The sequence below is a fragment of the Mesorhizobium sp. 2RAF21 genome, from assembly GCF_052115345.1.
In the GTDB taxonomy this organism is placed as follows: Bacteria; Pseudomonadota; Alphaproteobacteria; order Rhizobiales; family Rhizobiaceae; genus Mesorhizobium; species Mesorhizobium terrae.
The window spans coordinates 107,742-131,004 of record NZ_JBFRGM010000009.1 but is presented as its reverse complement, the minus strand read 5'-3'; the positions used below and the strand labels follow the sequence as shown (position 1 = coordinate 131,004).

At 61.9% G+C, this 23,263-nt stretch carries 16 protein-coding genes and 1 pseudogene; 3 read left to right on the top strand and 14 right to left on the bottom strand.

From position 1 onward, the window contains the following. Nucleotides 1–82 precede the first annotated feature (82 nt). The 10 genes from AB4136_RS16230 to AB4136_RS16185 form a co-directional block, all read right to left on the bottom strand. Nucleotides 83–622, bottom strand: coding sequence for a hypothetical protein (locus AB4136_RS16230; RefSeq protein WP_441931360.1), 540 nt, complete (start codon nucleotides 620–622; stop codon nucleotides 83–85). 216 nt (nucleotides 623–838) lie between these two features. Further along, nucleotides 839–1,513: a hypothetical protein gene (locus AB4136_RS16225; protein WP_441931359.1), complete on the bottom strand. Its 675-nt coding sequence runs from the start codon at nucleotides 1,511–1,513 to the stop codon at nucleotides 839–841. 23 nt (nucleotides 1,514–1,536) lie between these two features. Then, complete coding sequence (locus tag AB4136_RS16220) at nucleotides 1,537–2,106, bottom strand: hypothetical protein (protein ID WP_441931358.1); 570 nt, start codon at nucleotides 2,104–2,106, stop codon at nucleotides 1,537–1,539. A 205-nt stretch (nucleotides 2,107–2,311) separates the two neighbouring features. After that, entirely contained in the window at nucleotides 2,312–2,950 is a 639-nt protein-coding gene (locus tag AB4136_RS16215; RefSeq protein WP_441931357.1) for a DUF2026 family protein, read from the bottom strand. 64 nt (nucleotides 2,951–3,014) lie between these two features. Beyond that, nucleotides 3,015–4,421: a hypothetical protein gene (locus AB4136_RS16210; RefSeq protein WP_441931356.1), complete on the bottom strand. Its 1,407-nt coding sequence runs from the start codon at nucleotides 4,419–4,421 to the stop codon at nucleotides 3,015–3,017. Nucleotides 4,422–4,709: 288 nt separating this feature from the next. Next, entirely contained in the window at nucleotides 4,710–5,213 is a 504-nt protein-coding gene (locus tag AB4136_RS16205) for an AbiJ-NTD4 domain-containing protein (protein ID WP_441931355.1), read from the bottom strand. A 41-nt stretch (nucleotides 5,214–5,254) separates the two neighbouring features. Beyond that, nucleotides 5,255–7,798, bottom strand: a complete 2,544-nt coding sequence (locus AB4136_RS16200; protein WP_441931354.1) for a S8 family peptidase — start codon at nucleotides 7,796–7,798, stop codon at nucleotides 5,255–5,257. 53 nt (nucleotides 7,799–7,851) lie between these two features. Further along, complete coding sequence (locus AB4136_RS16195) at nucleotides 7,852–8,862, bottom strand: AAA family ATPase (protein WP_441931353.1); 1,011 nt, start codon at nucleotides 8,860–8,862, stop codon at nucleotides 7,852–7,854. Nucleotides 8,863–9,162: 300 nt separating this feature from the next. Continuing rightward, nucleotides 9,163–12,465, bottom strand: a complete 3,303-nt coding sequence (locus AB4136_RS16190) for a UvrD-helicase domain-containing protein (protein ID WP_441931352.1) — start codon at nucleotides 12,463–12,465, stop codon at nucleotides 9,163–9,165. Next, nucleotides 12,462–15,158 carry a PD-(D/E)XK nuclease family protein gene (locus AB4136_RS16185; protein ID WP_441931351.1) on the bottom strand — a complete coding sequence of 899 codons (2,697 nt, stop codon included), beginning with the start codon at nucleotides 15,156–15,158 and terminating at the stop codon, nucleotides 12,462–12,464. The genes AB4136_RS16190 and AB4136_RS16185 overlap by 4 nt, the downstream gene beginning before the upstream one ends. 110 nt (nucleotides 15,159–15,268) lie before the next feature. On the opposite strand from AB4136_RS16185, the gene AB4136_RS16180 reads away from it, so the two are divergent. Next, nucleotides 15,269–17,002 carry an ATP-dependent nuclease gene (locus tag AB4136_RS16180; protein ID WP_441931350.1) on the top strand — a complete coding sequence of 578 codons (1,734 nt, stop codon included), beginning with the start codon at nucleotides 15,269–15,271 and terminating at the stop codon, nucleotides 17,000–17,002. 22 nt (nucleotides 17,003–17,024) lie between these two features. After that, nucleotides 17,025–18,776, top strand: coding sequence for an ATP-dependent helicase (locus AB4136_RS16175; protein ID WP_441931349.1), 1,752 nt, complete (start codon nucleotides 17,025–17,027; stop codon nucleotides 18,774–18,776). A gap of 239 nt (nucleotides 18,777–19,015) precedes the next feature. Here AB4136_RS16175 and AB4136_RS16170 read toward each other — a convergent pair whose 3' ends face one another. From AB4136_RS16170 to AB4136_RS16155, 4 genes are all read right to left on the bottom strand, one after another. Then, on the bottom strand, nucleotides 19,016–20,131 hold the full coding sequence (locus AB4136_RS16170) for a hypothetical protein (protein ID WP_441931348.1): 1,116 nt from the start codon (nucleotides 20,129–20,131) through the stop codon (nucleotides 19,016–19,018). Beyond that, the gene (locus AB4136_RS16165) at nucleotides 20,112–21,041 is read right to left on the bottom strand and encodes an AbiJ-NTD4 domain-containing protein (RefSeq protein ID WP_441931347.1); all 930 of its coding nucleotides are present in this window, start codon (nucleotides 21,039–21,041) and stop codon (nucleotides 20,112–20,114) included. The genes AB4136_RS16170 and AB4136_RS16165 overlap by 20 nt, the downstream gene beginning before the upstream one ends. 99 nt (nucleotides 21,042–21,140) lie before the next feature. Then, nucleotides 21,141–23,006, bottom strand: coding sequence for a hypothetical protein (locus AB4136_RS16160; RefSeq protein WP_441931346.1), 1,866 nt, complete (start codon nucleotides 23,004–23,006; stop codon nucleotides 21,141–21,143). Beyond that, nucleotides 23,003–23,155, bottom strand: coding sequence for a hypothetical protein (locus AB4136_RS16155; protein WP_441931536.1), 153 nt, complete (start codon nucleotides 23,153–23,155; stop codon nucleotides 23,003–23,005). The genes AB4136_RS16160 and AB4136_RS16155 overlap by 4 nt, the downstream gene beginning before the upstream one ends. Between AB4136_RS16155 and AB4136_RS16150 the strand changes: the two are divergent. Continuing rightward, nucleotides 23,093–23,230 (top strand): annotated as a pseudogene (locus AB4136_RS16150) (Tn3 family transposase); the annotation flags it as partial. The gene AB4136_RS16155 and the pseudogene AB4136_RS16150 sit on opposite strands and share 63 nt — an antisense overlap. Nucleotides 23,231–23,263 lie beyond the last annotated feature (33 nt).

Sequence of the window (23,263 nt, the reverse complement as noted above, 5' to 3'; positions counted from 1 at the left end):
GGCGAAGTAGGCTGCGGCGCGCGCGGTTCTGTGTCGACTGACGCTTGGGGCGTTGCAGGGGACACTAGGTCGCTCGGCGATCTCATTGCCGCTCTGCTGCGAGCTTCGGCTTGGATTTGTGCACTTCATAGAGGTTGGGTGCCGCCCCGACATCGATGAGCTCGATCTCAGATCCATTCTTGCCGCGCAAAATCGAGAGAGCACCGCAATCGTCACGCTCCTGATCGACCGTCCCAACAGGCCCTTCGATGAAGGCGAGCTGCTGGTGCGCTTCATGTTCGGCCCAGAAACCATCCGTCGCAACCAGCAATGGCCGATCGTCGAGTTCGAACGAGTTCAGATCGGGAGCAATGAAGCGCTTTGAACGGAAGCTACGCGTGAGCCGATGACGCGCGGGATCCTTCGCGAGGCTCTCGATCGCCACAGGCAGCAGCGGATTTGCGAGCGTATGAGGCTGCGTCAGCCATGCGATCCGTCCATCCTCCTCGCGTCGGCCTACCAGGCAATCGCCAGCATGCAGCACCAGCGCCGGGCGCGTCGCTTCAAGGTACACAAGGACGTAACTGGCCGAATCTGTGCGAAAGTCCATCGCGAGCGCCGCGTGCGTCACGCGAAGCTGCACGATCAGGGTGTCGGCAGTTACCGCATCAGCACCGGCTACGAGTCGACCATGCGGCGCGTAATCTCGCGCGCAAAATCGCCGCTGGCCGAACCCGATGTCGATCCATCGACAACGATGGCAAGGACAGCGTCGCCGCGGATGCCTATGCCTGCGTGGTCTCGGTTGTCGGCCGTCCGAGTCCCTTGCCGGCACTGCCACCGGATTTGCAAGGCCATGTCAGCGCGTATCCAAGGTGCTGATCGCGACCAGCCGCTCGTAAACGATGTCGACCCGGCCCGCCGGGCCGCGGATGTTTCCCTCCAGGAAATGGTCGAAGTTCGGATCGTCGAGCAGCGCCGCAATCTGTTCGGCGATGTAGTCCCGGATATCCGGCTCGCCGCCCGCGATCTCCTCGACGATCTCTTCCCGCCCATCGACGAGAAGGAGAATGTCCTCGGCATCGCGGCTGCCGATGAGATCGCCTCCGCCGCGTCCGCGGTATGCCTCTAACTTAGTGGCAACAAACAGCTGCGGCGTAAGACGCCGGATCTCGAGCCCTTCCTCTAGCTGTTCTGGTTCGGCCGTCGCGATCCCCTTTGCATACCAGCGATTGCTGAAGCCCAGGATCGCCTCGTCGTCCGGCATGAAGTCGACCTTGAGCTCTCCGAGTTTCATGCGACAGATGACGGGATCGTCGGCCGCCTCGGTGAAGCCGCGTGCGCGCAAGCGCTCCATCAGCTCGGCCCATTCGGCGAAACCAGCGAGATCGACGATCAGGTCGACATCGTCAGTCGCCCTCACTCCTTCGAGAACAATGGGGTCGGTGATGTAGAGCGCCGTCGTGCAGCCGCCGACGAAGAGCAGGCGCGCCCGTAGCTCATCTCCGAGCGCCTCGGCGACGGCCTTCAACATTGCCTTCAACTGACTCTGCACCGTCATCCCAGCCTCTGGACGAGCAGGTCGGCGGCGTGCTTGCTCTCGCGCTGATTGCCGATGCGAATTGCGTCGACGAGGGCGAGATAGGCGTAGAGCCGGCTATCTGTCTCGCAGGCTTCCGGTACGCTTTTGAACAGCGGATCGACCGATTGACCCATGTCTTTTGCGTGCGCGTAGGGCCAGACGTAGATGAGACTGCCGGCGCTGTGCAGGGATTCACGCAGCACGGGGGCCGCGAACGCCGTCGGCAACCCGCGCTTCATGGCGCCAGGTTTCGCCGGAAAGACGAATTTCAGACCGTGGACGATGAACTCGCGCAGATGGCGCCGGCTCGGCTTGGGCCGCCCCGTCTTCCTGTCCTTGATCGCGAGGCCCGACACAACGCTGCGCTTGAGCGAAGCACTGATCTCCGTCTTGCTGATTCCGAGGGCTGCCTCGAGAGCGCGAACCGAGTAGGGATCCTCGCCCGAGGCTAGACCGGGCGGTACAGATTCGTGATCGATATCCTTTGCGTCGTCTTCCAAGCTCGCCAGCTTAAGCAGGACGACAACATCTTGGGCTTTCATCATGATTTCTGCAGTCCTCTGTCCTCGGACAGAGGACACTAAGCACTGGGCGGCCCTGCCTGTCAACGAACACGAGCAAAACCGGTCCCGGCCGTGCCCTAGCGCAACCGTGGTTCCTTCAGCCTTGTCCTCAGTCCCGGGACAGTGGACAAGCGGCGGACTGGGTGGCGCACACCCGCATCATGCTCCGGTCCGAACACTGTGCCCATTACCAAGAGCCGGTGGCGACGGACGCCGCAAGTGACAGCCGGGCTACGCGGCCTTTTTCGTCCTGCATCGCAAAGGTCGGCACCTGTCTCGCGCGCCGTTTTCCGTACCAGGCCATCGCAATCTTGATCAGATCTCCGTTGAACGGCTTTGCGAGAAACCCGTCCAGCAATTCGTCCGTCAGAGCCGGATCCGGATAAAAACGAAAGTCGCCGGTGTGCACCAAGGCATCCAGGTCCGAAGCTTCCTCGTCGAGGCGCCGTTGCATCATCTTGCGTGGCAGGTTGGCTGATCTCGGGTGGTCAGCGAACGCCTCTCGATAGATCGGAGCCATGAAGTCGATAATATGGGTGTCGGTCTGGAGCCACATGTGGAATGCATCGAGCCCGGACACCAGCTGCCCATCCTCCAATTTCCCGAAGGTGGCAACCTCGCCGCCGCCCTCACCCAGGCAAAAACAAAACGCCCCGCCCACAATCCGCGCTCCGATATTATAGCGCTGGTTGAGAACATAGCCACCGACGGCCGCAAAGAAGAGGCAGGCTTTCTCGGCGGTCGCGTCTGGCACGCCCTGAAGCACGCCATGGGTCACCTGATAGATGCGGTTGTATTCGCTAAGCGGCAGAAGGAACTTAACCATGACACCTCAGGTTTTCGGGGAGCAGAAATCACACTGGCGGCAAGATCGGTGTCGTCACCCGTGTCTAGTTGGCTTCGAAACGGACACGATCCTCGACTATTAGATCTTGCAGCGTTGGTGCCGGCTTATTCGCGTCCGTGATTCGGGTTTGCGACCATAAGATCGACGTCTCATAAACCGAGCTGCATAGCCATTCACCGTTCTCTTCGAACCAATGTTGCGCTTCAGGTAACAAATCGAAGGAGACTGGATGGCGCGCGAAGGGATTATGAAAAACCTCGATCTCGGCGGTCCACGGTTCATAGCCGTGCGGCCAGAGCTCTCGATACTCATCGCCGGTGATATCGAGGCAGAACGGTATGCCCCGCAGGGCGCCGGGTGCTCGGTCGAAGAAATGTCCCAGCCTCGTGTAGCGATAACCCTCAGGCGCACCGCCGCCGGAGATCGCGACCCGATTGAGCTTGGAGATCGAGCAGGCATTCGAAAAGATGACGGCGGATAGTTCGGCATGGCGATCGTTGGCGAACAGGCCCGCCGGGAACTGCGCCGGCCCAAGCAGAAACTCAGCCGGCATCGGCACAGCCTGTCGTCGACCGTCTACCTCGGCCTCAGTCGCGCCTGATCCCTGCAGATAGCCAATCAAGCCCTCGCGGCTCCACATCATCGAACCGGATGCATGAAAATCTGCGACTGCCAGGATGAACGGTTTTCCCACGACATGAGGAAGCTGATCGTATCGTCGTTCAAGCTTGTTTCCGATGGTCTTGGCGAATCGCAGTGCCGCCGTGCCGAAGAATATCTCTTCCTTTTCAGTGGGCACATCCGCGAAGGGCGCGTTGACGTGATTGTATGGCACCTGTGGATTGGCGGTGACGGCCTCGACCCAGGCCTCGTCGCCGCGGCGATTCGTAATATGGAAATCCGGGGATTCTAACGGCTGTTCGACAAGCAGTCCTTGCTCGCGAAACGACGCGAGAAGGTGCGCCTCCCATAAGCGCGTATGAAAGTTGGTGGTCTGGCAGTCACTGACCCAGTTCCGGTCAGGCTTCGGCATGGCGAGATAAAGCTGGTTCAACGCCCACGCCGCAGGCTGGCGCGCCTTTGTGGCAAGCAATCCAAACACCTCGCTCGGCTGCCGTCCAGCCAGATCGAATAGCGGCGGACGGCGGATGGCTCCGGCCGGCATTGGCTCCGGCGGCTGACCTTCAGCGAGAAAGGGCTCCAAAGCGTCGCGCGCGGCGGCGATATTTGCGAAGCCGCTTTCCTGCCGAGCGACGGTCCAGACCGAGTCCACCCGCCGTCGCATGAGAATGGTGTTGAACGCGTCGGCGTTAGCGTCGTGCGTGACGATGCCACAGCCACGACCGTCGGCACCGGCCCAGGCTGCGACCGGCTGCTCGGAACCGAAGTCGTGGCCGCGCGGAAGCGATAAGGCGTAAAAATCAAACTCCCATTGCGGGACTTTGCGCATCCCTTCTCCTTCTTCGCCGATATCTGTTGCTCGGCTAGGGGCCTGCTTCAGATAGGCCGTTAGATCAAGGCTAGATTTCCGCGCCGTGTTTGTTTCGACGGAGGCGATCCAAACGGTTTGAAAGCTTCGCGGCAGGCGCGCTCGGTTCATTGGCGATGTCGCGCGCAACGCTTTCCAGCGCCGCAATGGAATGCTGGATAGCCCCGGTCCTGTCCGGCTCGGGCCGGCGGGGGATGTCGCGCAAAGCCTCACGGATTTCGGTGGCGGCATTTGTGCGTCCGGTCGTTGTTAGGGCCTCGACGGCGTTGATTGTCGCTGCGCTAAAGGGGGCGCTGCCTCGAAGACGATGCCTTCGTGATCCTTCAACTCCCAGCCGATGCCCTTCTCTCGGAAGAATCGGTTCAGCTCGTCGCGAAACTGATCCGCCTGCTGATAGTGGAGACTACGATGCAGGCGTTCGGCGATGTCATAGACCTTGAACCATTCGCAATCTTCGAGCAGCCGCCGAACCTCATCCCAGATGTTCGGGTATTCGGACCAGTTGTTGCGGTCGGGCGCTACAAATAGGACGGTGCAAACCACATCTCGAATGCGGCTCGGCCCTATTCCTGTATTGACCGCGATCTGCGCGACGGCAAAGCGCAAGTCATCCGGCGCGTCTTCTCGGATGGTGATCTCCGGTTCGGTCGGCTTGAAGCCGTAGCGATCTGAAAAATTCTGCGACATGGCTGAAACTATACGATCGAGGCAAGGTTGAAAGCGTTCCGGCACCGGAACATTGAATTTGTTCACGTAGCGGAAAACTCGGTTGGCGTCTCGGCGCGATTTGACGGTCAGCCGATGGAGATTTGGAGTTCCTTCACCTCCACGAGGGCGGCAATCTCCGAATAGAGGTCGACCGCTTGGCCCGATGCAGAGATCGAGATGGCCAGGGAATAGCGCGCCTTGTCCTTTACCCGTTTCTGGCCGGCGTGCGATTTCCACCAGCCGCCAACGGGGTAGACGGCGATGGCGTCATGACCCGCAAGCTCGATCGCACGGCCACGCCACAGATCGCAGTGTAGCGATCCCGCCTGGATGGCCTTGGGGCCGAGCAGCCAGCAGCTTGCTTCCGCTCCGATTTCGGACTCGTCTTTTTCCTGACTGGCGGAGATGCGGCTTCTGAACCGCGCATTAGTCTCGGTGCGTTTCTTCATGTCGAAGCGGAGCCCGAAGGAGCGGTAGGTGTCCGGCCGGGTCGCAGCCTTGCCGGTGAGGTTCGGCTCGATGAAATAGGAGAGCGTCACCTTCATGACGACGATCTCGTTCTCGATCTGCTCCAGCGCCGTTTTCGGCCAAGGAAGATCGTAGAAGTGCATCTCGTTGAAGACACCGCTCCGCTTGTCGGCGCTGAGCGCGAAAGGCTGGATCTCGGATTCGGCGACGAGAGTGACGTCATTGCTTGCCGAGAGGATTGCGCGCCCGACATCGGGCACGCCGTAGCCGAACTCGCGCAGGAGCTGCTGCTTTTCGGTCTTCGCCCCGCTCTTCCAGTGCGCACCGCGCCCGATGAACCGCTTGCGGATCGGCTGTGGCCATCGGGCCGAGTCCACCGTCAGAGCGCGGTGCGTCTCCGGCCATCGGTCAGGCAGGGCCGCGTGCAGAGTGCCAGCGAAGTTCCCGGCCATCCCCACGGCCGCACTCGTCGCCCAGAACGGCACAAGCGGCTCCGCGATCACGTCCGATCCGGGCGCGAGCAGCGAGACGGACGGCCCCCATGCGCAGAATCCGGTGGCGTCGGAGAGCATGTTGCCTGCCTCGAACAGCACCTCGGGCTTGATCGGCGTAAGGTCATCGGGAAGCGATCGCGAGCCTCGGCTGAATGGGCTGCGATTGTTTGCCGGAACGACGGCCTCGAGCACCGGCGGCGGCGCAGGTGGCTGTTCCTTGCAAGTGAAGCCGCCTATCGTCAGCGCGTTCCAGCTCTGTGCTGGGTCTTCGAGCGGCTGCAGTGGTACCACGTTGACCATCATCCCGCCCGATACGTTGCCGGTGGCCGCAAGCACAAGCCGCTTCGGGCGTTTCGATGCCGGCACGTCGTCGGCCGTGTCGCCGGGCATTGAACCGGCAGCAACCTGATCGAGCGCACCGCTCCATGTCGAGGGGCGCCCCGGCGGGAAATCGGTCGCGGTGGCGGCGAGACAGAAGCTGCGGGGGACATTGGGACGCCCGGCTTCCACAAGGGCCACAGCTCCTTGCGTCACAACGCCGTAGCTTGGCGGCTTCGTTGGCGGGAAGCCGTGCGGCGGAAGGAGTTTCATTGACTCGGCAGCATGGGTGAGCGCGACAGGCTGGTTGCCGTTCATCAACGACTCCAGATCGCCATAGAGGACGAGGCCCGCCAGCGGCGTTCCATGCCCGCCGTCCGGATGATGATCGTCCGCTCCCCAAGCATCGTCATAGGCCCAAGCGCCGGCAAGGCCGGGCGCGATCAGCGGATGAGCGGCGCTGACGCCAGTATCGAGTGCGCACACGGCCGGTCCGTGGGCCTTAGGCGGCGTCACGCGGCCAGCAAGCTCGGCCACCCAGTCGTGCTGTCTCAACCCGGTCTCGCCGCGTTCGAGGAACGGCTCGATCGTGCCGGTCGCCTTCCGGATTTCGGTGAGTGCGCCAGGCACTCTCGCTGCGAAGGCGGTGAGCGCTGCTGCTGCAGCATGGACGAACAGAACTATCGTGTCGGGAAAGACCAGCCGGTCGGCGTGGACGTCGAGATTGGCACTGCGCCCCAATTCTGCGAGGTGGTCAGCGATCGCCGAGGGCTGGCGGACCCAAAGTTCCCACCACACGACCTCGGGGGCGGCAAGATCAACGTCGCCGGTAAAGAGCGAAAGGCTCTCCGTCGTGCGCACGGTCTCGACCGGCTCGAACTTATCGACGTCCGGCCGCCGCTGGTTGCCGGGATCACGCCCGTAGTCCTCGATCCGCCCGCGCAGAAAGTTGCGCGCATCGTCCGGGACGAAGAGCAGCGCGCTTTCGGTGCGGTCGTCGTTCCGCTCCGAACGAAGCACGACGACCTCCTGGGTCGGGAACTCCAAGGTCGCCGGCACCTTGACCGCCTTGACGCGTGAGCCTTCGGCCGGCGCGACGGTGGTGACTTCGACGATGGTACCGGGCTTCAGTCCCTGAATGGGCAGGCGCGTATCCGCTCCTGTCGCCGGCAACGCGCCGAGCGCCACGGCGAGCTGGTCGAGCAGCGTGGCGGCGTGTGCGGCATAGTTGTCCCGCAGCGGCTTGCGTTCCTGCTTGCGCGACGGGAAGGTATAGGCTGCCGGTTCCTTGAAGGCATTGATGGAGATGTGCGCCCGGTTACGCGCACCGTAGTCGTCAGGCTCCGCCATAAAACCCTACCTGAATATGAGAGGCTCTGTTCCGTCCGATCGGCAGGGCCTCCCTAACGGCCGGACGACTGGCGGAACTTCCCCTTGAGGGTCTGACGGTTGTGCAGGGCGTCGCGCAGGGCTTCGGCCGACACTTTCGTTGCATCTCCGAGAATGGCGTCCTTGACCACTGCGTCGGTCGCGCGCACCAATTCACCCTGGCTTAGCCCCTCGAGCGCGGGCGCAAGTTCGGACCAGGACTTAGTGGCAATCTTGAACTTGCCGAGTCGGCGCTCGATGATCGCTCGCGCTGCCGTGGTTTCGGGCAGCGTGTATTCGATTACCTCGTCAAACCGTCGCGCCAGCGCCTCGTCGAGGATCTCGACATGATTCGTCGCCGCCAAGACGAGGCTGTCGGTCGAGTTCGGCTCCTCCATGAAAGCCAGTACCGAATTGAGCACCCGCCGGATCTCGCCGACATCGTTTGGCTCGCCACGGCGGGCGCCGATAGCGTCGAACTCGTCGAGCAGATAGACGCCGCGCGTCTGAGCGATCTGGTCGAACAGCAGCCGCATCTTGCCAGCCGTCTCGCCGAAAAAGCGGCTGAACAGCGCCTCCAGCCGCACCGTGAACAGGGGAAGCCGCAGCTCGCCGGCGAGCGCCGAAGCCGTCATCGTCTTGCCGGTCCCCGGTGGACCGACGAGCAGCATGTGCGTCGTCGGCGTTTGCCCATGTTCGCGAAGCGTTGCGCGTTCCTGGTGCTGCCGAACGATGCGTCCCAGGCGCGCACGAACATCGTCGGCAAGCACCATGCTCGCCAGCGTAATCTTCGGATAGGTGCTCTCGACGAGTCCCTGAAGCTCGCCCCGCGGCCGGGCTAGCGGAATCGGTGTCTGGCCTCCGGCGGGTTTTCCGGCCCTCTGCTGATCGCGGGCCTTCTGAACGAGGCGTTTCAGCTTATCGGCCTGTTCGGCATTCCCCTGCCGGGCTTCCTGGGCCGCGACCTGAAGCGCGATAGAGAGGAACTGGTCCTCGTCCCCCTCGATATGGGAATTCAGGAGCGCGAGAAGGTGTTTGGTCGACATACTCGCCTCCTTTCTTCGATTGGGCTGAACTCAACATGACTGCCGCCGCCTAAGATGGGGTAAAGGCGAACAAAACACTAACGGAACAAGGCGAAAAGCGCCAGAGTCGCCGCGACAGAAGTGTGGGAAATCGACTGCGATCAGCGTCGATCAATGATGGCGTGCGCTGGTTCGTGCGTGATGCATACGAACTAGCCGCTCACTCGCCAACGTGCATCCTATTCGCTTCAAAGCCGTTGTCGTGCTTCGCGGTCCATCCGCCAGCGGTCAGTTGCCGAAGTCCGTTCCTCGCCATCCCGCTCATGTAGCGCTTGCTGCGTCCGCCCGATGGATCCAAGTGATCTCGCCGCTCGTCAGATAGACAATTGCGCCGCGTGCGGCGCCTGTCGCGGACAGATAATCATGCAACTGCTGCACATGGGCCTCGCGCACCGCAGGCGTGGGATTAACGTCAGATTTCCAATCGATCGCAGCGTCAACGCGGTCTTCGGTGATCGCCAAGGCGTCAGCGCGGCCGGCGACAAGGCCAAGCTCGTCATGGCCCCATATTGCGATTTCGGAGACCAGATGGGATCGTAGCTCGGCAATCTGCGGCAGGGCGAGCCCACGCAGGGCAGCAGCTGCCATCTCGTTGGAGTCGGGACGAGGTTCGTCGTCATCGTCATCGGAGATCAGTTGATCGAGCAGTTCGCGAGCGCGGGACACGCTTGCGCCGAGTTCTCCCACAAGCTCGCCGGTGAGAAGCTCCTCCATCAGCTTGTGAAGAATGACACCGCGGCGCGCTCCGGCGCCGACCACTTCCTGATGCTCAACGTGGCTCTCTGACGTCACCACGCCGTCGAGAGGGTCGCCGAGCCGATCGGCGTCGTGCTCGCTGGGCCGGCGCCAAACAATCGGCGGCGCGCTTTCCTCGACGGATCGCTGCTCGGCACGAAAAATCTCGGAAGACTGTACGTTCGGCCGGAAGGCCGGATGCTGCGTTTCCTGCCGCGTGAACGACGAAAGGTCGAGCTCGGGAATCTCCTGCTGACGCAGGTCGATGGAACTGAACCAGGAATCTTTGGACGCCTGAGGGATATGGGGGAGAATCAGGACATCTCGCGCCCGGGTGCAGGCGACATACCAGATCCGCTCACGTTGATTGGCATCCTCGAGGCTTTCCGCGGCACGCGCTGCGGCCAGCTCGGGTGGCGCGACCCCGCCAAGCATCCAGTGCAGGCTGTTGTCGGATTGCCGATGCACGAACTGATCCGGGCGGTAGAGTTCGGTCGTGGAATTGACCGGAATGACGACGGGCCACTCCAACCCCTTGGCGCTGTGAATGGTGACGATCTCGACGGCATCCCCGGCGGAATCGATGCGTCCTTCCTGCGCCCGTGCCCTGTGCTCCCAATCATCTTGGAGATCGCGAATGAAGGCGCGCAGTCCAGAGACCGAGTAGCCGCGCGCTCGCTCGATCAAGGCGTCGAGATTGGCGAGCGCGCGTGCATTTCGGTTGCCATGCCGGGCCGCCATGATGACGCGAATGTTCAGACGTTCAATGGCTTCGGCCAGAATCAGGCTCGGGAGCACGATCGACGCTCGTCGGCGAAGCTGCTGCAGTTCGACGAGAATATCCCTGGCTACCGGATGCTGCACTAGTTCAGGGTCCGTTCGCACCGTGAAGAAGTTTTGGCCCTCTTCCCTAGCGTCAAGAGTCGCGGTGATATCGAGCAGCTCCTGTTCGCTGAGGCCGACCAACGGTCCTCGCATGACCGCGCCAAAGGCCAGCGTGTCGGAGGAGTCCGCCAGGACCCGCAGCAACGCCAGGATGTCCTGTGTTTCCTGCCGTCGCATCAACGTCTGGCCGGCTTGCGAGGATACCGAAAGGCCGCGCTGCTCGAGCGCCCGTTCATAGCGCCACAGCTCGGTGTGTCCCGGCGAGAGCAGCGCGATGTCGCCGGCCTGGAGCGGCGTGCATGTCTTGTCGGCACGCTGAATCGAGACGTTGCCGATCAAGTCGGCGCAAATGTCGGCAACCCGCTCGGCCTCGGCTTCCCGAAACATTTCCGCGTAGATGCGCCCCTCGGTCGCGACCTCGACGGTGAAGCGCGCCACGCAGGGAAGCGAATGCGAAGCCTCGAACAGCGTAGGCGCGAGCGCGACATAACGAGGCTGGGACGGCTTGGCGAAGACCGGCTCGAAGCAGGCATTCACATGCTCGATGATCGGACTCAGCGATCGGAAATTGGCTGTGATCTCGAGCACCGCACCATGATCCTGCCCGTCGATCAGCTTGCGGCAGAGTTCGTAGGCTTCGATGTCGGCGCCGCGAAAACGGTAAATCGCCTGTTTCGGATCGCCGACGAGGAAGAGCGCTCCGGGCCGCAGCTCTGATTTCTCCCATTGTCCTGGTCGCGTTTCGGTCGCGGCGATCGAGAACAGAATCTCGTTCTGGATGCCGTCCGTGTCCTGAAACTCATCGACGAGGATATAGCGATAGCGCTGGCCGATGGCCTGACGCACTTCTTCATGGTCGCGGATCAGCGAACGAACGTGGATCAGCAGATCATCGAAGTCCAGGACCGCCGCGGCACGCTTGCGTGCCTGGTAGCTTTCCAGCAGCTGGTCGAGCGACGCCGACAAAGAGCAGACGAGCGTACTTGCGATATGACCTACGAGCTCGTTCCACTCGATGACGACGGTCTCGTAGAGCGTCCGGCCGTCACCAGGGCCGGCATCGTTGCGGTGAGCGCCGAAGCCTCGCGCCGCATCTTCGTAGGTCTTGAGCTGCAGGCCCTTGCGCTCGAAAAGCCGACCGGTTCCCGGATCGCAAAGCCGCCACAAGGCCCCGAAATCCTCGCCTTGGCCGAGACAATCCTGATAGCGCTCCGCAAGCCGGCTCAATTCCGACGCGATCTCGGAAAGCCATTTTTCAGGGTCGGCGCTAGTCTGCCACCGGGCGAAATCGTCGACCGCCTGGACGAAATCAATGTCGGGCCGTGCATCGGGAGACGGACGGATCGGTCGCGCATCCGGATGCTTGCGCCGGAGGCTCGCCAACTCCCGGATAAGTTCTACGACCTGAAGCGGAATTGCTTCGGCCAGAACCACGATTGGGTCTGCTTCCGCCGCATCGGCCGCAAGCCGTTGGGAAAACCAGGTTGACAGCTCGGCCATGAACAGATTGTCGGCGACCGTTGCATCGACCACTCGGGCGCCGGGGTCGAGGCCAGCCTGGACGCCATGGCTGCGGATGATCGTCTGGCAAAATCCGTGGATGGTCGTCGCCGTCAGCTCATCGAGCCGGGAGGAAGAGGCGACAAGCGCATTGCGCTGCTGCTGTGAAAGACCCTCCGGAAGGACGGCTTGAAGAAAAGCAGGAACCTCACCCGCGAGTAGCGTGTCGATCGTCTCCCTGATCCGCCGCGCGAGCTGGTTTGCGGCGAGTTCTGTAAACGTGATGGCGGCGATGTCAGCGGGATGATGGCCGCATGCGAGCATCATCGCCACCCGCCCGGCCATCAGCGAGGTCTTGCCGGTTCCCGCGGCCGCTTCCACCAGCAGAATCGAGGCAAAATCGGTCATGGCCCGGCAACGGGCGTCCTGGTCGACGAGTGTCATGACGAGGCGCTCCACAGCCTGTTGAGGGACTGGTTGGCCGCTCGGAACTCGGAGGCCTTACGGCGCAGATAGCTCTCGCGATCGGCGGGGAGCGCCAGACGCATATCGTCATAGAGGGCATCCTGTTCCCAACGCGGCGCAACCCGGCCGCTGCGCAGGATCGCCATGGCTGCCAACAGATACCCCGCCGCTTCATCCACAACCCCATCGAGCTCGTCGCCCTTGAGCTCGAAGGTAGCGGGATCTTCGGCGAGATAGATCAGGCGCGCTACGACCACCCTGACTTCGGGCAGCAGCGCGCGGACCGCGATCGTGTACAGCACGCGTTGCAGCTCCCGTCCCTGGCCAAGCGCGATGCGCTGATGTTTCGGAGGCGGCTTGACGCTCTTGTAGTCGGTGATGCGCGCGCCATCGCCTGTGGCACGGATATCCAGTCGATCCATACGGCCGCCAAACACAAGACCGGTTTGCTCGATCGGCACAGCGATCGTCGTGTCCCACGGCGCGTCTTGCTCCGCGGCACTGCCTTGGCCGAAGGGCACCTCCGTCCAGCTGCGCGTGTCGGATCTGACCTGATCGTCGGCGGCGAGACCCCTGGCTGTGCGACGTGCAGCCTCACTCACCGTATGGCGCCACAGAATCGGCGGCGGAACTGAACGCTGCAGCGGCCAGGCGTTCAGGATCGCTGTCGAGGCATCAATGATCGCCGCTTCGATCTCGCCGGCGCTGGCGCGCGCAAATCCCGGCGTAGGCTCGAGCGCCGCGATTGCGCCGCTGATCAACTCATGCACCAGCTCGCCGAACGAGGCTGCATCGAGCTGAAGCGGGTCGGTCTGGAATCGGGTAGAGCGCCAACCCAGAGCATAGCGCCAGGCAAATCCTAGCGGATCGCGCAGCAGCCGCTGCAGTGACGTCGTCGACTGGACCCTCGACAAGGCTCTCTCAATCGCTGAATGATTGGCACTTGAGAGGCCGTCATGCGCCGTCAGCTGCGCGGGCCGTTGCCAGTTGCGCCAGCAAAGCTGGCTTTGGCGAACATGGGCGCGTTGGCCAGCATCGCGGGGTCTCGCCAAAAGCCTGTCCGCTTCGCTGAAAGCATGCTCCGGAATGCGGTCGCGCTTGCGCACGATCTCGTCCGGAGGCCATAGGGAACTGGGTGACAGAACACCGCCCTTGGCGTTGCGCAGCGACCGCGACAGGACGAGCTGTTCCCTTGTGTGCGCCTTGATGATCTCGAAATGGCGCCGGTCGCGTTCGGCAATACCCACAGGGTGAAGCCGGCGGCGGTCGAGCAAATGGTGCGGAAGCAGCGGGTCGTCGTTTTCCGAGCGCGGCCAGGACCGGCTGGTGAGGCCAAGCAGGCGGGTGTACGGCCGCGGACATGCCGCCAGTTGCGACGCCGGACACCAGACGGCGCTGTTGGCGGGATCAAGCTGGTCCGCGACACGCAAAGCTTGCAACGACAGGCCGATGGCTTGCGGCGGCGCGCTTCGCAGGGCCTCCTCCCACATCGCCAGACTGGCGCCGCTCAGCAGCCGTGTACCGGCCTCTGCCGCCGCTTCCGCTCCGCGCGCGAGAAGCTCAAGAATAGGAAGCAGGATCTGCTCGGCCAGCTTGCCGTCGGCGCGCCGCGGCCGGGCCACCGCCAGCACTTCTCGCCATTGGTCGAGGCTGCGCAAGCCAGCGCTTCGTGGAATCGCAGCGAACCAATCCGAAGGCAGCAAGCCTGCAAATGGGCGCGCCGGCAGGCGCCGGATTAAGCGCCAGATACGCTCCTGATTGAACCCGTTTGCAAGAATATCCGCCAGCGACGCACAGGCCTGGCCCTCCGGCGTGCTCAGGGCGGGCACGCCGTGAGAGAAATGCAACGGCAACCCGGCACTTCGCGCATAGGCCAGAAAATGATCGTCCCAGTCTGGTGTCGAAGTCGCGGCGATGGCGATGTCCTGTGCCTGCACCTTGCTGGTTGCCAGCAATTGCCTGGTCCAACGCAGCGCCTCGATGACCTCCGCCTTTGGGTCCGCGCTCGCCTCGGCCGACGTTTGGACCGGAGTAGCCGCTGCCTTTTCCCGGATCGACCCGTTGAACCATTGTTGCTCGACGCGCTCCGGCAGCTCCCAGATTAGGTCGGTGACGCGCGCGAGGTCATTGAGAAGTGGCCGCCAAAGAGGATCCACGTCCACCAATCCCGAAAGCGTCAGTGGCCCGAGCAGGCTGCGCGCACGATCAACCCGCCTGCCGGCGGCGTCGCGAAGGTCGCGCGGCAGCATATGCGCAGGTGGAATATGATCGCGGATGTAGGCCTCGATGCGATGAAGGTCATCAAACCTCGGCGCCTCGCCTGCCAGTGACGAGAGATCGAGATCCGCCCGCCAGGCGCAATCGAGGGCATGGAGGACCGCACGCGGCATCCCCGGCAGCCCGGCGACGGTTCCGATGTCGCCAAAGCTCTCGGAAGCGAGCGCGGCCTGGATCGCCGGATAGAGAACATCGGTGCCCGCAGGTGTGGCGAAGCCACCGACCAAGCGGGCCGCGAGCAAAGGCAATGTTACGATCTCACGACCGATTGCACGCTCGCGCGCAGCGGCGGCGCGGGCGCTGCGAAGCGCCAGCATGCCATCGACAACGTAAGTGGAGCGAATAGGCATCGGGTTTTGGTCGGGTTCTTCCAACAGGGCACTGTGATCGCTCAAAATCACCGGCTATTGAAGCTCAGGCAAAGAAAAAAGCATCTGCCCTGGGGGTGGAAATGTATCTGAGCAAGTTGAGCGTCAGGAATTTCAGGAATTTTCAATCGGTCGACGTGGCGCTGGCTGGCAATGTCGTGCTGCTCGGGGAAAACAGGGTCGGAAAGAGCAACCTGCTCTTCGCGATCCAGCTCATCCTCGACCCGACATTGCCCGATTCGGCAAGACAGCTGAAGCTCACGGATTTCTGGGATGGCGGGCCTACCGACTACAGCGCGCCTATTGAGGTGCATCTTGAGATTTCGGATTTCGCGACGGACATGGCGCTCACCGCGCTTCTGACAGATTTTCGGGCACCCCATGATCCGGCGATCGCCCGGCTCAGCTACGTCTTCCGCAAGAAGTCCGACGTGACCGGCGCTCCACAGTCGGGCGCCGACTGCGAGTTTCTGGTCTTTGGCGGTGGTGATGAAACGCGCTCGCTGCCGAGCAAGGTTCGTCGCCGCATTGCAATCGATCTGCTCGATGCCTTGCGCGACGCGGAAGGTCAGCTCGGCAGCTGGCGGGCCTCACCGCTGCGCCATCTGCTCGAGGAAGCCGTCTCAGGGATAAGCCGCCCGGATCTCGACACTGTCGCGACCGAGCTGGACAAGGCGAGCAAGACGCTTGAAGCCTTTCCGACCATCAAGACGCTGGAAGATGAACTGCGCGCCGGCATCGCCCATTTGTCGGGAGAGGCGCATGACATCGATGCGCGCCTGAGATTTGCGCCGGCCGACCCGCTTCGTCTGTTCAGGGCGATCGCGATGTTCATCGATGATGGCAAGCGCGGCATCGCCGAGGCCAGCCTCGGATCGGCGAACGTTGCCTTGCTGGCGCTGAAGCTCGCGGAATTCGCATGGCGCCGGAAAAAGAACGAGCGCAATTTCTCGCTGCTTTGCATCGAGGAGCCCGAAGCGCATCTCCATCCGCATCTCCAGCGCTCGGTGTTCACGAAGCTGCTCGGCAATGTCGACGCTTCCCAGGCGATGATAGTCACGAGCCATTCGCCTACGCTGGCGGCGGTGGCGCCGTTGCGATCGATCGTCCAGCTGAAGAGGAGGGGAGGCGCGACGCAGGCATTCTCTCTGGCCAACCTGCCGGTAACACCCGACGAGCTTGAGGATCTGGAAAACTATCTCGACGCCACCCGCGCCGAGCTGCTGTTTGCGCGTGGCGCCATCTTCGTCGAAGGCGACGCGGAGGAGGCGCTCGTGCCCGTCTTCGCCTCGTCGCTCGGCCATTCGCTCGACGAGCTTGGGATCACAGTCTGCAATGTCGCGGGCGCGAACTTCCGGCCGTATGTCAAGCTCGCAGAGGCGCTGACGCTTCCCTACTGCGTCGTCACCGATTGGGATCCTCTTGGCGGCAGCGCGCCTTCTCTGGGCAAGAAGCGAACCTTTGATCTCTGGCAGGACATGCTTGCCGCTCGTGGCAAGCCTATGCTGACTGCGACGGACCTGGCGAAGTGGCAAGCAATGGACTATCCCGCATTCAGCGTGGACGCGGCAAAATCCGGGATCTTCCTCAATGAACAAACCTTTGAAGTTTCCATCGCCAACACGCCTGTTTTGCTGGGTCCGCTGCTCGATATCCTGACCGAGCAGGACTTTGGGGCGGTGCGGACCAGGCGCCTTGCCGCCTGGCGTGCTGGGACGCCGGTTGATGCAGAACAGCTTCTGGCAATGGTCGCGAGCGTCGGTAAGGGCCGGCTCGGCGCCCGACTGGCGAAGAAGGCTATGGGTCTTCCGCCGCCCACCTATATCGAAAACGCAATCACCAACGTGGTGGCGCGGGTCTCTAATGCTTAGCGACCGGCCCCTTGTTCAAGCGTTGGCAGACCTCAAGGCCAATCCGGAGCAGGCGGCCGCCGTCGTGGAAAAAGGTCACTGCGTGGTGCTTGCCGGCCCGGGAAGCGGGAAGACCAAGACGCTGACGATCGCCATGGCACGCGCCCTGATCAAAGACGTCCCCGATCCTCGCGGCGTAGCCTGTATCACCTACAACAACGACTGCGCGATCGAACTGGAAACACGCCTCGCCCGCCTTGGGATCGTACCTGGAGACCGCGCTTTCATCGGCACCGTGCACAGCTTTGCGCTCAGCCAGGTCATCGGCCCATACGCGCGTTGCGTGCCCGTGGGGCTTCCCGCGGACTTCAAGGTCGCAAGCAAATCGCAGATGCGGGCAGCTGTGGAAGCCGCATACAGCAAATCGATCAACGGCTCGGACGACCCTCACGACAGATGGAAGTTCGCGTCGGAAAAGCGCGTCCGCGATGTCGATCGCACGCGGCCGGAATGGCGGGGCCGAAATCCGGAGTTGGCCGGTTTCGTTGAAGCCTACGAGGCGGAGCTGCGCCGGCAGGCGCTGGTCGATTTCGACGACATGCCGCTGATCGCCTATCGCATGATCAAGGCGAACGGCTGGATTCGCGACGCTGTTCGAGCTCGTTTCCCCGTGTTGTTTGTCGACGAATACCAGGATCTCGGTCATGCGCTACACGAACTCGTCCTCCTGCTTTGCTTCGAAGGCGGCATTCGTCTGTTTGCTGTCGGCGACACCGACCAGTCGATCTACGGCTTCGCCGGCGCCAACCCCGAGCTGCTGGAAAGCCTGACCCGCCGTCCTGATGTCCGAACGATCAGGCTCCGCTTCAATTATCGCTCCGGCGCGAAGATCATTCGAGCCTCGCTCGGTGCTCTTGGCGAGGAGCGCGACTATCACGGCATCGATGGCGCTCCCGACGGCGACCTCAGCTTCTGGCCAGTTCCGTATGGACACGACAATCAAGCCGAGGCGGTCGCCAAAACGATTATCCCAAAGCTTGTCGAACAAGGGTTCGAACTGGGGCAAATCGCGGTTCTCTACCGGGCCGCCTGGCTCGGCGACAAGGTGGCGGCCGCTTTGAAAGAGGCGGCAATCCCTTTTTTCCGAACCGACACAAACGCGCTGGTCAAAAGAAGTTCTCGCCTTGCGCGCTTCATTGAGGGATGTGCCCGCTGGATCACGGGCGGTTGGCGCGATGCCGAGCCGCCATATACGCGGCTTCTGTCGCAAGCGATGACGCTTGTCTATGGGCGCCACGCCAGTGAGCGTGAGGAACAGGAACTATCCGCCCAGCTCATGGGGTTTCTCAGCACCTCACTTGGAAGCAGCGAAACCACTCACGTCTGGCTGCAACGGGTCACACGAGAACTCATCACGCCATGGCGCATCATCGCTCGCAATTCCGAACAGGAGTGGGATGTTTGCGACGAGATGATTTCCAACACCGATCCGGCCCGCGATCTGGACATGCCATTGGCGCATTTCGCCGGACGGACGGAAGGATCGGGTCGTGTCAACCTCAGCACCCTGCACAGTGCCAAGGGCCGGGAGTTCGACGCCGTCATCATGTATGGGGTAAATGCGTCCGACATGCCGAGCGCGCGCGATCAGCAGAGCCCCACAAGCCTTCGCGAGGCCAGGCGCTTGTTCTACGTCGGGGTGACACGCCCGAAAAAGCACCTCAGCCTGGTCTATCAGGAGCACCACCATTCGCCGTGGATCTTCGAGCTATATCAGCGAAGTCAGCAGAATTGACCGAGCGCCACAAAGAACGCTGAGTACTCGCCCGCTTGGATCCAGGCCTTGAGGTTTATCAATCGACTTCGCCGGGTCCTCTTTCCCGGAACATCCGCCAATGGCTCCAGGCGAGCAGCGTCATAGCGCAGGACGTTCAAACGGCAATGCGACTAAGAGCGCGCGGGCGACAGCTCTTTTGCCGACCTGGGAGGCTTTCCGATCTGATACGGATTGCAGCCGGCGTAAGAGTGATCGAGTCACTCTGTGAGCCACGTCGTCCATTGTTCTTGGGTAACGCCGGGAAATAGGGCCGCAGCGTTGACGTCGAAGCTGATGTGGCCTCCATGTCGCACGAAGTTGGACGCGCGAATCCCGCTCCAGAACAACGCCAGGTCCTTGTCGGCGGTGCACAGCATCACGCGCTGATCTGGCCAGATGGCAAAGATATGCATCAGCAGTTCGAGCGAGCGCAGATCAGCCAGAGCATTATAGGCTTCCTCTCTTCCGTAACCCGCTTTGAACTTCAGGAGGCCCTTGGCAGGACTTTTCCCGTTTGCGACGACCACCGAACTGAGGGCTGCAAGGACGACGAGCGAGCGCACGTGAAGGCCGCAGGCCTTCGCGGTCGCGATGACCTCATTGCAGACAGACTGCACTTTGCGTCGGGCGACCGGAGATTGAAGCCTGGGATTGAGGCGCATGAGGAAATCCTGCTTGCGATCAATGCCGCTTCGGGTGTCTTCGATGAGCCCGAGGACGCCTTTGAGGCCATTGGTATCGTCCGCAACCAGAATCGCCTTTGGAAGCGCCGAACGGAGCTTTCTCACCGCCTCATCGAGACTGCGTTTCGCCGACTCCGCCGTCGGGTGTTCCCTATCGTCGCCCTCGAGAGCGAATAGCGCGGGGTTGATGCGGATGGCCTGGTCGGCGAACAGGTCGATGAAATCGCTGCTCCCGGAGTACTTGATGGCTCCATCCTTCAATCGGCCATCGAGCTCGGCAACAACGCAACGGTCGGGCAGCACGATAGAGTCGTCCTGAAGCGCTATGGCCGAAGGCAGCCAGCCTCCTCTGACGAGGCCAATAGACTTCGAGGCAAACCGACTCTGCAGCTCCATCCGAAAGCGACCCGTGCGCCCGATTTCTGTGTCAGCGACATCGCCGCCGACGATCGTCCCGCGTCCGGTAAGAGGGATCATCATCGGCTGATCGAGCCTGCAATTCACCAGATGCTCATAGTCCAACGGGTCGAATTCGAGGTCGGTGAACCGCACCTCGCGTCCGGCCCGCCCGTCTTCGCCGGCCTCCCGGACGATCATCATGCGCTTGTCCGGCAATGTGGAAGAAGAACCGTCAGAACGGAATGTCGTCATCGGCAGGAAGCTCCGCCTGCGTTGCCGGCACGGGCTCCGACGGTGGCGTACGTTCGAGATGTTTGGTGATGAGGAAGTTATGGAAGGCGGCTGCAACCTGGATCGCAAGATCGCCATACGCGGCCGGAATGGCGATGACGTCCTTGCCCTGGCCATGACCACCCAGCTTGTTGCGCAAAAATGGAAGCGCGCGGAGGACCTGATCCATAAAACCGGCGCGAACAGTTTGCGGCAGGTCGTCGAAATAGCCTTGAGCGCCCAATTCCTTGATCAGCCGGTCGCCATTGGCATTTTCCAGTTTCGTCAGAACGTTCATGACACTCTCGAAGCTGTGGCCGGCAAAGAAGATCGCTTCGCGGACATCTCCCATTCCTAGATATTGGCGTGCCTTGGCAAATTCGTTGGCTGCTCCGGCGAACTGGTTTGCCGCGAGAGAATCGTGGGCGCTCGCCGCGAGCTTGGCACCGACGAAATCGGCATCGAGTTTGAAGAACTCCCCGTCTGAAATACGCCAGGGGCAATCGTGGAGTTCGAAGATCTGGTTAATCTTCCTGCGCAACGTGTCCTTCTCGGTGGGGTCCATGTAGCCCGACGCAACTTCGATCGTGTCGAATACATAAGGGCCTTCACCACCAAGCACGAGCAGGCGCAGCGCCTCGTGGTATTGAGTGTCGGCGGGATAGGGTGTCACCGGTAGGCGTTGCCAACCATGCTCGGTGAGAAGGTCGCTCTCGGTTTCCTCCAAGACGGATGTGCTGGAAACCCAATTGTCGTAAGGATCACGCTGGATCCGCATCGGCGCGTTGAATGCAGACAACTGGGCCCATAATTTACGGCGTGCCGGCTCGGGAATATCGACTGTGAGCGCATTGCCCTCGATGGCCCGCATATAGCGTTGGCTGAACAGCATGCGCGTTGTCATTTCCTGGGTATCGGATTCATGAAGTCCATTGAAAATCCTTCTCATTCTCGGTAGCGCGAGCGCCGAACGGGGTCTCTAAGCGGGGTTCTATCGATGCGAGCGCTTCGTCGGAAGGAGGGCTGCGCACTGGTCCCGTGTCGCGTCATCGATAGTAAACTCGGCAGGAGACTTTCCACCAAGCTCACGGCGAGAGCTCCGCATCCACAAGGTTGCATGATCGGGATTGTAGTATCGTGATCTTGCCAGAGCCTCCAGATCGCCCACCGCTTTCTCCCTATGACGTCGTGCCCGTTCCTCCCGATCCAATTCCCGAACCCGCTGATCGAGGGCACGGGTCGCAGCGGTGAAACCCTCGGCGGTCGCGGCGGCATCCAAGGGCGACAACCCGTCCAATGCGGCGAGTGGCATAGCTATCCATATCCGGGCGTGATCGCCGATCTCTCGCGGCGCACGGGCGCACAATTGATTGATCCGGGACTTGGCCGCCGCTTGCTCGGCTTCGCGCTTCCGTCGAACCCGTTCATCGGCATCCCGATGCTTTCGTTCGATCGCTCGCGCAAGTTCGCCTGCACAGGGCAGGCCTAGTAAGTCGATATCTGCTCGCGGAGAGAATCTGATGTTTGTCCGCACGTTTGCGAGGTCATTACATAACGATGTCCAGTCGGCATCGTCGTTTTGAAGCGCATCGGCGATCGACAGGTCCCGACCCGGCAACACTGTCTCCACCCACGCTTGGAAAACGAATGAGGAAGTCTCCTCTTCCGGCAGGCCATCCAACTGTTGCGTGACCATCTCCCGAATCTCCGCAAGGCGTCTTGCCGGCCGGGCGCGCAGATCCGTTGCCTGCTCGACTATCAGCAGCATGGAGTGTGTCGGCCGCCATATCTCCGACGGCGCCGAACGCAGGAGGCCTAGCCGCTCGAGATGTTTGAGATAAGCTTCGACCGCACCGAGGGGCGAGGCGAATGGTAATCCCGACTCCTTGAGCCCAATGGCGATGTCATCCGGAATGGCCTTGAATTCCCGACCGATCCATTTCCGCCTCATCAAAGCGGAGAGCCCGTTTCGCGTTCTGAAAGGCGATTGGTCATGAGCAAGCAGCTCCAGGATTGTCGCGGCCTGCCACTCGGCTGCCGGAACGGTGAAGCAACCGGCACCATCGATGTCGAGATTGATAAGCGCACCAAGACCGTCGCGGCGCACCGAACTCTCGCAAGCGCCACCTCCTTCATCGCTCGCCGGCCGTCGATGACGATACTTCGCTGAGTATTTCCGGATTTCCTCTTTTCGGGCCTCCGCGCGCTTGCGCGCCCTTTCGGCCAGTCGCGCGCGGGCATCCGTCTCCCGTGGATTGTGGAGCCAGATCCTTGGAGCGTTGTAGAGAATTTCCTCCGCGAGCTCCTCCAGTGGCCGCTCCCGGTACGCGGAAAGATCGATCTCGATCGCGCCGACATTCATCGATCGAATGCGCGCGATCTTCGTTTCGTCACATGCGTGGGTGACCTTGAACTCGACGATCAGCTTACGGTCCCGCAATTCCAGGACGACATCCGGAACGACGCTTTCAGCCCTCGCTTCAAGAACAGCCGCTTCGAACGTTATTTTGGTCGGCTGAACCACCACTTCGCGGTCGTCGCTGTTCTCCACGACCATCTCCGGGAGCGCGATTTCGAGCCGCTCGTCGAGGATACTCTTTGCGAATTTATGAAGGGCGGTTTCTCCCGGTGATGTGCATGTGCTGCCGTCCCGCTCCGAATGGTGCGCGAAATGATGGACCTTGACGGCGCCTTTCCTGGCGACCATCCGCCTTCCGCAGCCGGGACAGTTGCATGCACATGCAAGGCCAAAGGGTACGTCTTCAATATGGACGAGGGTTCCGTCGGCGGCTTCCGCGACAAAGGCCGCGCCCTGTTCTATGCAATCGAAGAGCTGTCCGAGCCGAGGTTTCGTCATGCCTCCATCACCGAAATTAAGCGGCCAGAGGTAACCCCCGACCGGTGCAGCGGCAGGGCGTCGTATTCGTTGCGAGCCAGCACTGTTCGCACATCGGAGCATCGATAAACAACACGTTTATTCTCGACTACTGGGACGATCTTCTTCATCTCGCGGCGTCGATCGCGACGCGATCCGTCGTGCCGTCGACCATCCTAAAGAAGCTCTCGGCATCGTCAAAGGAAGGTTAGCTTACCCGTTCAACCTTAGTGTACGAT